This is a genomic window from Pseudarthrobacter sp. IC2-21 (assembly GCF_034048115.1).
GTDB lineage: Bacteria > Actinomycetota > Actinomycetes > Actinomycetales > Micrococcaceae > Arthrobacter > Arthrobacter naphthalenicus.
Genome location: NZ_CP139145.1, coordinates 2,442,589 through 2,454,803, shown reverse-complemented (window position 1 = coordinate 2,454,803; position 12,215 = coordinate 2,442,589). Strand labels below are relative to the sequence as shown.

The window sequence follows — 12,215 nt, the reverse complement described above, 5'->3', positions numbered from 1 at the left end:
ATTAGATGCATAGCGGCTTTCACTCCGAAGGCCGGCGGACCGGGAGCGTTCACATGACTGCAGAAGCCACCACACAGGATCTACTTCCTGCCGACCTCTCCATGGGCACGGTGATGCTCAAGGTAGGTGACATGAAGCTGATGACCGACTACTACCAGCGGGCCCTGGGCCTGGAAATCGTCGCCGAAGAAGACGGCGGCCTGTACCTTGGCCGCCGCCAGCGTCCCCTGGTCCACCTGGCCCCTGCTCCTTCGCTGCATCTGCCGGGCAGGGGAGAAGCCGGCCTGTTCCACACGGCCCTCCTTTTCGAAGACCAGGCCGCGCTGGCTGCCACCGTGGCCACCGCTGCCCAGTACGAGCCCCGGCTTTTCACCGGCAGCGCCGACCACCTGGTGAGCGAGGCCTTCTACTTCAACGACCCCGAGGGCAACGGCATTGAGCTTTACTGGGACCGGCCCCGCAAGAACTGGTCCTGGAACGGCACCGAAGTAGTAATGGACAGCCTGGCGCTCCCACCCCAGCGCTACCTTGAACAGCACCTCAGCCAGGAATCCCTGGACAGCCAGCTGGGAACCGAAGCCGGAGTGGGGCACATCCACTTGCAGGTGGGGGACGTCCACTCAGCGCACGAGTTCTATGTGGGCACTCTGGGATTTGAAAAGACCGCCGGTTGGCACGGGCAGGCCCTGTTCGTCTCGGCCGGCCGCTATCACCACCACATGGCCATGAACGTCTGGAACAGCCGCGGCGCCGGCCCCCGCAAGGACACCCTCGGCCTCGGCGAAGTGCTCATCGAAGTGCCGTCCGGAGACGACGTCGGCGCCCTCGCTGACCGCCTGAAAGTCGCCGGAGTGGCCTCCCACCACACAGGTGCCGAGTTGCGCTTTGAGGATCCGTGGCGCAACAACATCCGCGTTGCTGTCCGCTGACTGACCCTGGCCGGAAGTCAGCCCTGCCATGCACTAGGCTGATTTTGAACGGCCGGGGCTGCACTGGGTGCTGCCCGCGCGGGCCGCACCGTCGACGGAATGAGGGCTGTTCCCATGGGCTTCACTGAAATCTTTGTAGCTAGCCACGATGCCGCGCTGAAACGCGCCGGCGTGCTCGATGCCGGCGGCTCGCCGTCGGGACCAGGGCTGAGGATCCCGGGCGTCAGTGACTTCGAGATCGAGCAGCTGGGCGACCTCGCCGGCACGGCTGTACATGCCGGCGGCGAAGGCTATGAACTCGCAATGGTGGACGTTTCCAGCGACTCCCTTCTTGGCGTACCCCCGGCCATGGTGCGGGCTCTCGCGGACCTCCTCACCTACGAAACCGAGGGCGAGGGCAACGTGCTGGACGACGTCGCCGAAAAGTGGGCCGCCCAGGACGATATGCCGTTCGGTGCCGCCGACGCCCGCACCTACATCCAGCAGCTCGCTGAGCTGGCCAGTGGAGTTGACGACGCCGACCGGACCGGTTTGTACGTCTGGTCCTCCTAGTATCCTGGCGTTTTCGGGTCCGCCCCGCCGGCCCCGACCCGTGTCAAGTCGAAATCCTGACGCTGATCTGGCACAATAAACAGGTACTCGATCTGCGTGGCCCCTCTCTCCGCGTCCGGATCCTGTCCTTAGAACCCGCAAGTATGGCCCGCCCCACGGGTGCAGAACGTCGGTTCACCCCTTTTCTGAAACAGGAGTGACCACAAAAGTGGCCGTAAAGATTCGCCTTAAGCGCTTCGGCAAGATGCGCGCACCGTACTACCGCATCGTCGTTATGGACGCACGCTCCAAGCGTGACGGCCGTGCCATCGAAGAGATCGGCAAGTACCACCCCACCGAAGAGCCCTCATACATCGAGGTCGACACGGACCGCGCCCAGTACTGGCTCGGCGTCGGCGCACAGCCGTCCGAGCAGGTTGCCGCGATCCTCAAGATCACCGGTGACTGGCAGAAGTTCAAGGGCCTGCCGGGCCAGGAAGGCACCCTGAAGACCAAAGCTCCCAAGGCTGCCTTTGTTGCCCCGGAAAAGGGTTCCGTGATCATCCCGGAAGCCATCACCAAGAAGGCGAAGCAGTCTGACGCCGCCGAGGCCCCGGCCGAAGCAGAAGCCACCGAGGCTGAGTAGATTGCTGGCAGAAGCGCTCGAACACCTGGTCCGGGGAATCGTTGATTCGCCGGAAGACGTCAAGGTCAGCTCCAAGAACAACCGGCGCGGGGACACCCTCGAGGTCCGGGTTCACCAGGATGACCTGGGACGGGTGATCGGCCGCCAGGGGCGCACCGCACGTGCATTGCGCACCGTGGTTGCGGCACTGGCAGACGGCGAACCGGTAAGGGTCGACGTCGTCGACACCGACCGTCGCCGCTAAGCGCTCGGCAGTACCAGTTTTTTTGCTCCGGCCCTTCCACCTGTCAAGGTGGAGGGGCCGGAGTGCTTTCATCCCAACACCGTGGCTCATCCCACGACCGAACAGAGGAACACATGCAGCTTCAGGTGGCACGAATCGGCAAACCGCACGGAATCCGCGGGGAAGTGACGGTCCAGGTGCTCACTGATGCTCCCGCCGACCGGTTTGTCCCGGGCACCGAGTTTGTGGTGGAGCCGGCCTCAGCCGGGCCGCTGACTGTTGAGAGTGCCCGCTGGAATAAAGACATTCTGCTGCTCGCCTTCGAGCAGATCGAAACCCGCAACCAGGCCGAAACCCTCCGCGGGGCGAAGCTGTTCATCGAAACCGAAGAGCTGGATGAGGATGACGACGAAGGCTGGTATGAGCACGAACTGGTAGGCCTCGAAGCCAGGGTGGGCTCTCAGGTGGTGGGCAAGGTTGCCGCCCTGCACACCCTGCCGGTCCAGGACCTGCTGGTGATTGAAGACGCTGACGGCAAGGAAATCCTTATCCCCTTCGTTGAGCAGATTGTTCCGGAGGTTAATGTTGCCGGGGGTTACATCCTGCTCACGCCGCCTGACGGGCTCTTTGAGATCAACTCCGACGACACTGCGCCCGGCGAAGCTGAGGGCAACGCGTAGATGAGAATCGACGTCGTCAGCATTTTTCCCGAATACCTGGCTCCCCTGGAACTTTCGCTCATCGGGAAGGCCCGGCAGGATGGCCTGCTGGACCTCCACGTCCATGATCTTCGCGCGTTCACCACCGACAGGCACCGCACCGTGGATGACACCCCTTACGGTGGCGGGGCCGGCATGGTGATGAAGGCCGAGCCCTGGGCGCAGGCGCTGGCCTCGGTGGCCGGGGAGGGCAGCGGGACCAAACCGGTGCTGATCGTTCCGTCACCGGCAGGGGAGCGGTTTACCCAGGCACTTGCTTATGAGCTCGCCGAAGAGGGGCAGCTTGTTTTTGCCTGCGGCCGCTACGAAGGAATCGATGAGCGTGTGATCGAATGGGCGGCCGAGCACTTTACGGTGCGGCCGGTGAGCCTGGGTGACTACGTACTCAATGGTGGCGAAGTGGCCGTCCTGGCCATGGTCGAGGCCATCGGCAGGCTCCTGCCCGGCGTGGTGGGCAACCCCGAATCCCTGGTGGAGGAGTCCCACTCCGACGGGCTGCTCGAATATCCGGTCTACACCAAGCCGTCCGTGTGGCGGGACCGGGAGGTGCCGGCGGTGCTCCTGAGCGGCAACCACGGGAAAATCGCGCAGTGGCGCCGCCACCAACAGTACCGGCGGACGGCGGAACGCCGCCCCGACCTGCTCGAAACGTTCGACGCCGGAAAGCTGCCGCGCGCCGACCGGACTGCTCTCTACGAACTCGGGTACGACGTCGTCGACGGTCACCTCCGCGCCCGGCCACCGGTGGACGGTGAGGACGCCCAGCGGGGCGCAGGCGCTTCGGCCTAGCGGGATCGACTGCAGCAACGGCAATTGGCTGAAGGGCCGCGAGTGTGGCAAAATTAGTCTTTGTGTCTGCTGGGTCCGCACCTGCCACAGGGGGAGCGCAACCAACAGCTTGGACAACCGGTACTTTCAATCAGTGGAAGAACCGGACCACTTAACTTTCGGCGGCAATCTCCGGGACGTCCTGCGTTCCCGGGCCTGTCCGCCGTAACCCAAAGTGAATGACCTGTGGCGTTCACCAGGAGTGCAATTATGCATATTCTCGATTCCGTAGATGCAGCCTCGCTGCGCAGCGATGTTCCCGAGTTCCGCGCGGGTGACACCCTCAAGGTTCACGTGAACATCATCGAAGGCAAGAACTCCCGTGTCCAGGTCTTCCAGGGCTTCGTCCTGGGCCGCCAGGGCGACGGCATCCGCGAAACCTTCACGGTCCGCAAGGTTTCCTTCGGCGTCGGCGTGGAGCGAACCTTCCCGGTTCACTCCCCGATCATCGACAAGATCGAACTCGTCACCAAGGGTGACGTGCGCCGCGCCAAGCTTTACTACATGCGTGAACTGCGCGGTAAGGCTGCAAAGATCAAGGAAAAGCGCGACTTCCAGACCGCCAAGTAAGTCCTCAGGACCTACAAAGCAGGCCCAGCCGTGCCAGGGCAGCGCCAGAGCCACCAGCAACAGCGCCCCAGGAAATACGGAACATGGACCAGACAAAACGCCAGCCCGGAAGAACGGGCTGGCGTTTTGCGTTCCTGGCGCTTTTCCTGGCCGTGGTTGTCAGCGGACTTATCCGTTCACTATGGCTTGACGTCTATTTCATCCCCTCCGACTCCATGGAACCCGTCCTTGAAGACGGCGACCGCATCCTGGTCTCAAGGACGGACTTCGACAAGGAGCCGATCCGCCGGGGCGACATCGTCGTCTTTGACGGCCGGGGATCCTTTGCCCCGCTGAACAGCGGAAAGGGTCCCGTGCTGGATTCCGTCACCGCGGCCGCCCAGTGGCTCGGCCTCGCCGGAAGCGACACGACTTATGTTAAAAGGGTCATCGGGCTTCCAGGAGATACCGTGATCTGCTGCGACGCCGGCGGAAAAATCACCGTGAACGGGACCGCCCTGGAGGAGCCCTACCTCTTCCCCGGAGACAAGCCCAGCACCCAGGTATTCACTGCCGTGGTACCAGCGGGAAGGCTTTGGCTCCTGGGCGACCACCGTTCGGTTTCCGCTGATTCACGAAGCCTGCTCGGCGCCCCGGGCGGCGGCATGGTGCCTTTGTCCAGGGTTATTGGCAGGCCGGTCCAAATCGTCTGGCCGCTTGATAGATTTGCAGAAGTACCACGGCCGCCCGCGGCAGGACCAACCACAGAGAACGGACCGTAGATGCCCGAGAACAATGCGCCGACACCTGAGACGCCTCGTGACGGCGTTTCAGGAAGTGCCGCTCAGCCAGTTACCGACGGCGGTACTGAAGTGCCGCCGTCGTCACCGGAACGTGGCAGGCGCGGATCTTCGAAGGCAACGGACGGCGCGCCCAGCCAGATCCTTGTGTGGCTGAAGGAAGTAGCCACTGTGGTGGTCATTGCCGTGGTGCTGTCCTTCCTCATCAAGACGTTCCTGTTCCGGGCGTTTTACATCCCTTCCGAGTCAATGGTGAACACGCTGGACGTCAACGACCGGATCTTCGTGAACCTCCTGGTGCCCGAGCCGTTCGCCCTTTCCCGCGGCGACGTGGTGGTCTTCCGGGACACCCAGGGCTGGCTGGCCGCGGCACCGGAGAAGGATTCGGGTCCCTTTACGTGGGTACAGGACGGCCTGACGTTCGTTGGCCTGCTGCCCGACAGTTCGGAGCAGCACCTCGTCAAGAGGGTCATCGGGCTCCCCGGAGACCATGTGATCTGCTGCGACGCCGCCGGTAAACTGACCATTAACGGAACCTCGCTTGATGAAACCTACGTCAACACCGCCGAGGAACCTCAGATCCGCGAATTTGACGTCGTTGTTCCGGAAGGGAAGGTGTGGGTCATGGGCGATAACCGCAACCACTCGGCGGATTCCCGCTCGCATCAGGATGTCAACGGCGGCTTCGTCGATCTGGTTGATGTGGAGGGCAAGGCTGCTGTCATCGCGTGGCCGCTCAACCGGATCTCCGTCCTGGACAACTACCCTGACGTCTTCCGGAACGTGCCCGCAGGGAAGTAGCCGTGTCCACAGCCTCACCAGCAGTCCCGGCTTCCGCTGCCCTTCCTGCCGCTCTTGCCCCTTCTCCGGCTCCTGCCCCTGCTGCGGCTCCTGCCGGGCCGCGGGCACGTCCTGCCACGGGGCCCCGTTCCAAAGCTCCCACGCTTCGGCATGAGCGGACGTTTAAGGCCCAGGGCGCCCGCTACCTGGCAGGCGTCGACGAAGTGGGGCGCGGAGCCCTGGCCGGGCCCGTGAGCGTAGGAATTGCCGTGGTGGACCTCCTCACCCAAAAACCGTTGGCAGGCGTGCGCGACAGCAAACTGCTCAGTCCCCCCGAAAGGGAGCGGCTGGAACCCCTGGTGCGGAGCTGGAGTGTGGCGTCGGCAGTGGGGCACGCCTCCGCGCAGGAGATCGACGCACTGGGAATCATCGCCGCACTGCGGCTGGCAGGGACCCGGGCCTGGTTGGAGATCCTCGCCGCTGGCGTGAGCCCGGACATTGTGCTGCTCGATGGCAGCCACAACTGGCTCTCGCCGGCAGGACAGTTGTCCCTGTTCGAGGAGCCGGTGCTGGAACAAGGCTGCGAGGCTCCGGTCCACACCAAGGTCAAAGCGGACATGCAATGCCTCAGCGTGGCGGCCGCCAGTGTGATCGCCAAAGTGGAGCGCGACCAGCAGATGCGCGGGCTGCACACCGAATATCCCGGTTATGGCTGGGACATCAACAAGGGTTACGCCACAACCATCCACCGCGACGCGCTCCGGGCGGCCGGCCCCACCCCCTACCACCGGGTGAGCTGGAACCTCCTGGGCGGGGACCTCTGATTCCCGACGCCTCGCGGGGCGCATGATCCCGTGCCCGGGCGACCCGGGCGTCCTTGATGGTGCAAGATGGAAGCATGAGCGCTGAGGATCTTGAAAACTTTGAAACCGACATGGAGCTGCAGCTCTACCGTGAATACCGGGACGTCGTCGGGCTCTTCAGCTATGTCGTCGAAACGGAGCGCCGGTTCTACCTCGCCAATCATGTTGACCTCCAGGCACGCAGCGCGGACGGTGAGGTGTACTTCGACCTGACCCTGCAGGACGCCTGGGTGTGGGACGTGTACCGCTCGGCCCGGTTTGTAAAGACGGTCCGGGTGCTGACCTTCAAGGATGTCAACGTCGAGGAACTGCCGCGCAACGAGGAACTGGCATTGCCCAAGGACGTTGACCTCGGCAACTGACGGCACCCGACGTCCGTCTCTCTTCCTCCACAAGCCGCCTTGTCACGTGATGGTCTGAGGTTACCCACATAGGCCGATAACTTTTCGCCGCCCGCCCTCCAGCCGCCGCAGGCTTGGAGCGGAGGTAGAAATGAAACCTAAAGACCTGTTGGGCCGGCGCGGCGAGGAGCTCGCCGCCGGGTATCTTGAATCGCTGGGCATGCTGGTGGTGGAGCGGAACTGGCGCTGCACCGAAGGCGAAATAGACATTGTGGCACTGGACGGGGACGCACTGGTGATCGCCGAGGTGAAAACCCGGCGGTCCTTGGACTACGGGCACCCCTTTGAAGCTGTGGGCGCGGCGAAGCTCGCCCGCCTCCATCGGCTCGGTGCCGCCTGGTGCCGGGACCGCGAGCTGAGAATGCCGTTGCGGCGCGTGGATGTGGTTGCCGTAGTGGACGACGGCGGCGGCGACCCTCTGGTGGAACACCTTCGGGGGGTGGGGTAGATGGCACTCGGCCGGACCTACTCCGTGGCGCTGGTGGGTTTGAACGGATACATCGTCGAGGTCGAGGCCGACATCGGCCAGACGTTGCCCGCATTCGTGATTCTCGGCCTGCCGGACGCGGCCCTCAATGAGGCCAAAGAGCGGATCCGGTCCGCAGCGAAAAACTCAGGCATTCCCTTGAGCAGGCGGAAGATCACAGCCAACCTCATCCCGGCGTCGCTGCCCAAACGCGGTTCGGGCTTTGACCTTGCCGTCACCATGGCCGTCCTGCGGGCCGCGAATGACATCCGGCCCACCGACCGGACTGTCTTCATTGCCGAACTCGGCCTGGACGGACGCCTCCGGCCCATACGCGGGATCCTGCCCGCAGTGATGGCCGCTGTGCAGGCCGGCTATCAGGACGTGGTGGTAGCGCAGGCCAACCTCGCCGAGGCAGCGCTGGTCCCCGGGGCCAGTGTCAGGGGATACCGGACCCTCGCCCGGCTTGCCTTCGATTTCGGGGCGGATCCGCAGGAACTGGCACTGGACTTCGAACCCGACGACGAGCCCGGTGACGGGGATGCCGCACAGGATGCCCCTGCTGTCCCGGACATGGCCGATGTCTCCGGCCAGGGTGATGCCCGGCGCGCGCTGGAGGTGGCCGCCGCCGGGGCCCACCACCTGCTTCTGACAGGACCGCCCGGCGCGGGAAAAACCATGCTTGCGGAGCGGCTTCCCGGGCTCCTGCCGGACCTGGCCGATAACGAGGCCATGGAAGTTACAGCCATCCACTCACTGTGCGGGCTGCCTTCGTCCACCGCCCACCTTTTACGGCGTCCGCCGTTTGAGAACCCCCATCACTCAGCCACGGCGGCGGCGATCATCGGCGGCGGATCCGGATTGCCGCGCCCCGGTGCGGCATCGCGTGCACACCGCGGGGTGCTGTTCCTGGACGAGGCACCGGAGTACGAACGCAGGGTCCTGGACGCCCTGCGACAACCGTTGGAAAGCGGCGAGCTGGTCATTCACCGGTCGGCTGGAACAGCCGCCTACCCTGCCCGCTTCCAGCTGGTCCTGGCAGCGAATCCGTGTCCCTGCGGCAAAGCCTCGGGAAAGGGCCTGGACTGCACTTGCACGCCCATGATGAGGCGCCGCTACGTGGCAAGGATGTCGGGCCCGCTCCTGGACCGGGTGGATATCCAGCTCCAGGTGGAGCGCGTGTCACTGGCAGACTTTGGCCAGGCGGGGGCCGAGGAAGACACCGCCGCGGTGGCAGGCAGGGTGAGGGACGCCCGCGGACGGCAAGCGGAACGGCTGCACCCACTCGGGCTGGAAACGAACGCCCAAGTGCCCGGCCGGATCCTGCGCGGAGCGTTACGGCTGCCGGCATCGGCCACCCGGATTCTGGACCATTCCCTGGAGCGGGGCGTGCTGACGGCCAGGGGTTATGACAGGGTGCTGCGGCTGGCCTGGACGCTGGCGGACCTGTCGCACCGCGACTCGCCGGACACCAACGACATCGGCCAGGCCCTTGGCCTGCGGCAGGCTGCCTCGGCAGCTGCATGAAGGACGGATACAGTATGGACAACGAACGGATTGCCCGGGCAGCGCTGTCGCGGCTGATGGAACCCCAGGATGCGGCGGCCCTCGCGCTCGTTCAGGCGGCTGGCGCCGAAGATGCGCTGCGGATTGCCACGGGCCAGGCTACGCCTGGGCCGGGGCTGGAGCAGGAAATCACGGGTCTGCTGGCTGACAACGGCGCCGGCTCCAGTTGGGGCGGCCTGTCTGCAGCGCGGAAGCGGTGGGCGCCGCGCATCCCGGATCTGGCCCCCGAACGCGATCTGGCAACGATGGCCCGCCTGGGCGGACGGGTGATCATCCCGTCAGATGAGCTCTGGCCCAAACAGCTCGGAGACCTGGGCATTCACGAGCCCATCTGCCTCTGGTGGCGGGGCGTGGAGCAGGAACTTCCTGGGGCGGCCCGCAGCGTGGCGCTGGTGGGCTCGCGCGACAGCACCAGCTACGGCGCCTCCGTGACGGGGGACCTGGCCTACTCTCTGGCGCAGCGGGGCTTCACCCTCGTTTCCGGGGGCGCGTACGGTATAGATGCTCATGCCCACAGGGCGGCGTTGGCCGGGGGATCCGGTCCCGTCCCGACCATTGCTGTCATGGCAGGTGGCGTGGACCGGTTCTACCCCTCCGGCAACGAAGACCTCCTCCGGGCCGTGTGCAACCAGGGAGCTGTGCTCGCCGAGGTCCCGCCGGGATCGGCACCTACCCGTTACCGCTTTCTTCAACGGAACAGACTCATCGCTGCCCTGGCCGCAGTGACCGTGGTGGTGGAAGCCCGGTGGCGGTCGGGAGCGCTGAATACGGCCCATCATGCGGAGAATCTTGGCCGGGCCGTCGGGGCGGTCCCTGGTTCCGTTCACAGTGCGAATTCGGCCGGCTGCCATCGCCTGCTCCGTGACGGGGGCGCCGTCTGCGTGACCGACGCCGCTGAGATCGCCGAACTGGCTTCACCCAGTGGCGAGGCACTCACTGAGCCGGGTGCGGCGCGGCAGGCCGAGCACGATGGCCTGACGTTGGAAGACCTGATCCTGCTCGATGCCCTGCCCCTTCGCTCAACCACCTCGGTGGAGAAGTTGTGTGCCGTCGCCGGCCTCAGCGTTGAATCGGTCCGTGCCGGGCTGGGCAGGCTCGGGTTGCTGGGGCTCGCTGTCTCCGAGCGCGGCGGCTGGAAGCGGGCCAAGGATTCCGGCTAATTGGCTGTGTCCCGTACCCCTTGGAGGGCAGGGTTCTGGGACAGTGGAACGGTGGATAATCAGGAACTGCCCCCGCCGTTTGAGCGGGCGCTGGCGGGCTTTGGCCGGTATCTGGAGGCAGAACGGGCCCGGTCCGATCACACCAGACGGGCTTACCTTGCCGATCTGCGGGGCTTCCTGGAATTCGCCGTCTCGGAAGGCATCACGGACCTCCCGGACCTGGAGCTGGCCACCTTCCGCAGTTGGCTGGGCGCCCAAAGCCAGGCCGGCATGGCCCGCTCCACGCTGGCCCGGAGGTCAGCCACCGCACGGTCCTTCACCACGTGGGCCGTGCGGGAGGAACTCATCGCCGTGGACCCTGCCCTGCGGCTCAAGGCACCCAAAGCGGAAAAGTCGCTGCCGGGGGTCCTTCAGGCCCAACAGGTCCTGCGGCTGCTGGCCAGCCTGGAAGACGCGGCCGCAGACGGCTCGCCGGTTGCGGTGCGGAACCGTGCCATGGTGGAAGTCCTTTACGCCACCGGGCTTCGGGTGGGGGAGTTGGCCGGTCTGGATGTGGACGACCTCAATCCGGACCGACGAACCCTCCGGGTCATCGGTAAAGGCAACAAGGAACGGACCGTCCCTTACGGCGTTCCGGCAGCCGTGGCCCTCGACGACTGGCTCCGCCGGGGCAGACCTCTGCTGGCCACGGAGCGCAGCGGCCCGGCCCTGTTCCTCGGCACGAGAGGCAACCGCGTTGACCAGCGCCAGGTGCGCTCCGTGGTCAAGGACCTCTTCGAGGCCCTGGGCGATACGTCCGCGACCGGCCCGCATGCCCTGAGGCACTCCGCGGCCACGCACCTGCTGGACGGCGGAGCGGACCTTCGTGCCGTCCAGGAAATCCTCGGCCACAGCAGCCTGGCCACCACCCAGATCTACACGCACGTATCGGTGGATCGGCTGCGCAGAAGTTACCAGCAGGCGCATCCCCGAGCCTGAACCCGCCGGGCGCCTCCTGCGGGAGGACCGCCGGCGGGCCGTTCACGTGTTCCTCGTCGCACTGGCGTAATGAGGCGGGGTACGGCACAATAAGAGTCACGTCCGGCAACTTTCAAGTTTCGCTTGAAGCTCCTTCGCTTCGCGCGGAACAGCGAGTCCGGACACAGCTTAATATCAGCAGGAGCACCGCCGCTGGAACCACAGCACGGGCAGTTTCATCCAGGCAGAGGTCGTTGGGGAAGACGTACCTACAGCTATGGAGGATGGAATGTCTGTTGCAATGACCCGCGGTGTGCTGTTCGTACACTCGGCGCCTACGGCGCTGTGCCCGCACGTCGAGTGGGCTATCGGATCCGTCGTGGATAAGCGAACGGATCTTGAGTGGACCCCTCAACCTGCCGCGCCCGGAATGTTTAGGGCCGAGCTCTCCTGGACCGGCACCCCGGGCACGGGCTCCCTGCTGGCGTCCTCGCTTCGTGGTTGGGCGCACCTGCGCTATGAGGTCACAGAGGAACCCAGCCAGGGCGTCGATGGCGGCCGCTGGTCCCACACCCCCGAACTGGGAATTTTCCACGCCACCACCGATGTCCACGGCAACATCATGGTGTCAGAGGACAGGATCCGCTACGCCTACGAATCGGGCGCAGGCGATCCGTCCGCTGTTTACCACGAACTCTCCCTTGCCCTCGGTGAGGCCTGGGATGAGGAACTCGAGCCTTTCCGCCACGCCGCGGAGGGTGCACCCGTCCGCTGGCTGCACCAGGTGGGCTGAGAAC

16 protein-coding genes are annotated in these 12,215 nt (G+C 65.2%); all 16 read left to right on the top strand.

Features of this window, described 5'->3' with window-relative positions:
* The first annotated feature begins 53 nt into the window (after positions 1-53).
* The 16 genes from SBP01_RS11355 to SBP01_RS11280 all read left to right on the top strand — a co-directional run bounded on the left by SBP01_RS11355 (position 54) and on the right by SBP01_RS11280 (position 12,211).
* Entirely contained in the window at positions 54-929 is an 876-nt protein-coding gene (locus SBP01_RS11355; RefSeq protein ID WP_275215684.1) for a VOC family protein, read from the top strand.
* Between the two features lie 114 nt (positions 930-1,043).
* Positions 1,044-1,481 (top strand): hypothetical protein, encoded by a 438-nt coding sequence (locus tag SBP01_RS11350; RefSeq protein ID WP_320535843.1) that lies wholly within the window; start codon positions 1,044-1,046, stop codon positions 1,479-1,481.
* A 208-nt stretch (positions 1,482-1,689) separates the two neighbouring features.
* Positions 1,690-2,106, top strand: a complete 417-nt coding sequence (gene rpsP, locus SBP01_RS11345) for a 30S ribosomal protein S16 (protein WP_190989827.1) — start codon at positions 1,690-1,692, stop codon at positions 2,104-2,106.
* Between the two features lies 1 nt (position 2,107).
* On the top strand, positions 2,108-2,350 hold the full coding sequence (locus tag SBP01_RS11340) for an RNA-binding protein (protein WP_056349097.1): 243 nt from the start codon (positions 2,108-2,110) through the stop codon (positions 2,348-2,350).
* Positions 2,351-2,463: 113 nt separating this feature from the next.
* Complete coding sequence (rimM, locus tag SBP01_RS11335) at positions 2,464-3,009, top strand: ribosome maturation factor RimM (RefSeq protein WP_320535842.1); 546 nt, start codon at positions 2,464-2,466, stop codon at positions 3,007-3,009.
* Entirely contained in the window at positions 3,010-3,837 is an 828-nt protein-coding gene (trmD, locus tag SBP01_RS11330; RefSeq protein ID WP_320535841.1) for a tRNA (guanosine(37)-N1)-methyltransferase TrmD, read from the top strand.
* Between the two features lie 249 nt (positions 3,838-4,086).
* A complete protein-coding gene (gene rplS / locus SBP01_RS11325) occupies positions 4,087-4,446 on the top strand; it encodes a 50S ribosomal protein L19 (RefSeq protein ID WP_275215687.1) in 360 nt (119 codons plus the stop codon).
* An 83-nt stretch (positions 4,447-4,529) separates the two neighbouring features.
* On the top strand, positions 4,530-5,207 hold the full coding sequence (gene lepB, locus SBP01_RS11320) for a signal peptidase I (protein ID WP_320535840.1): 678 nt from the start codon (positions 4,530-4,532) through the stop codon (positions 5,205-5,207).
* Positions 5,208-6,026 (top strand): signal peptidase I, encoded by an 819-nt coding sequence (gene lepB / locus SBP01_RS11315; RefSeq protein ID WP_320535839.1) that lies wholly within the window; start codon positions 5,208-5,210, stop codon positions 6,024-6,026.
* A gap of 2 nt (positions 6,027-6,028) precedes the next feature.
* Complete coding sequence (locus SBP01_RS11310; RefSeq protein ID WP_414004217.1) at positions 6,029-6,829, top strand: ribonuclease HII; 801 nt, start codon at positions 6,029-6,031, stop codon at positions 6,827-6,829.
* Positions 6,830-6,903: 74 nt separating this feature from the next.
* Positions 6,904-7,230 carry a DUF2469 domain-containing protein gene (locus SBP01_RS11305; RefSeq protein WP_320535838.1) on the top strand — a complete coding sequence of 109 codons (327 nt, stop codon included), beginning with the start codon at positions 6,904-6,906 and terminating at the stop codon, positions 7,228-7,230.
* Between the two features lie 130 nt (positions 7,231-7,360).
* Positions 7,361-7,717, top strand: a complete 357-nt coding sequence (locus tag SBP01_RS11300; RefSeq protein WP_320535837.1) for a YraN family protein — start codon at positions 7,361-7,363, stop codon at positions 7,715-7,717.
* On the top strand, positions 7,718-9,262 hold the full coding sequence (locus tag SBP01_RS11295; RefSeq protein ID WP_320535836.1) for a YifB family Mg chelatase-like AAA ATPase: 1,545 nt from the start codon (positions 7,718-7,720) through the stop codon (positions 9,260-9,262).
* A gap of 14 nt (positions 9,263-9,276) precedes the next feature.
* Complete coding sequence (gene dprA, locus SBP01_RS11290; RefSeq protein ID WP_320535835.1) at positions 9,277-10,461, top strand: DNA-processing protein DprA; 1,185 nt, start codon at positions 9,277-9,279, stop codon at positions 10,459-10,461.
* Positions 10,462-10,512: 51 nt separating this feature from the next.
* Positions 10,513-11,439, top strand: a complete 927-nt coding sequence (locus SBP01_RS11285) for a tyrosine recombinase XerC (protein WP_320535834.1) — start codon at positions 10,513-10,515, stop codon at positions 11,437-11,439.
* 268 nt (positions 11,440-11,707) lie between these two features.
* Positions 11,708-12,211: a DUF3145 domain-containing protein gene (locus SBP01_RS11280; protein WP_056349065.1), complete on the top strand. Its 504-nt coding sequence runs from the start codon at positions 11,708-11,710 to the stop codon at positions 12,209-12,211.
* Positions 12,212-12,215 lie beyond the last annotated feature (4 nt).

Excerpts from the sequence above, each read along its gene's own strand:
- trmD (WP_320535841.1), top strand. The coding sequence starts at position 3,010 with ATGAGAATCGACGTCGTCAGCATTTTTCCCGAATACCTGGCTCCCCTG.
- SBP01_RS11300 (WP_320535837.1), top strand. The coding sequence starts at position 7,361 with ATGAAACCTAAAGACCTGTTGGGCCGGCGCGGCGAGGAGCTCGCCGCC.
- SBP01_RS11280 (WP_056349065.1), top strand. The coding sequence starts at position 11,708 with ATGTCTGTTGCAATGACCCGCGGTGTGCTGTTCGTACACTCGGCGCCT.
- SBP01_RS11305 (WP_320535838.1), top strand. The coding sequence starts at position 6,904 with ATGAGCGCTGAGGATCTTGAAAACTTTGAAACCGACATGGAGCTGCAG.
- rimM (WP_320535842.1), top strand. The coding sequence starts at position 2,464 with ATGCAGCTTCAGGTGGCACGAATCGGCAAACCGCACGGAATCCGCGGG.
- rplS (WP_275215687.1), top strand. The coding sequence starts at position 4,087 with ATGCATATTCTCGATTCCGTAGATGCAGCCTCGCTGCGCAGCGATGTT.
- SBP01_RS11295 (WP_320535836.1), top strand. The coding sequence starts at position 7,718 with ATGGCACTCGGCCGGACCTACTCCGTGGCGCTGGTGGGTTTGAACGGA.
- SBP01_RS11350 (WP_320535843.1), top strand. The coding sequence starts at position 1,044 with ATGGGCTTCACTGAAATCTTTGTAGCTAGCCACGATGCCGCGCTGAAA.
- SBP01_RS11355 (WP_275215684.1), top strand. The coding sequence starts at position 54 with ATGACTGCAGAAGCCACCACACAGGATCTACTTCCTGCCGACCTCTCC.
- lepB (WP_320535840.1), top strand. The coding sequence starts at position 4,530 with ATGGACCAGACAAAACGCCAGCCCGGAAGAACGGGCTGGCGTTTTGCG.
- lepB (WP_320535839.1), top strand. The coding sequence starts at position 5,208 with ATGCCCGAGAACAATGCGCCGACACCTGAGACGCCTCGTGACGGCGTT.
- dprA (WP_320535835.1), top strand. The coding sequence starts at position 9,277 with ATGGACAACGAACGGATTGCCCGGGCAGCGCTGTCGCGGCTGATGGAA.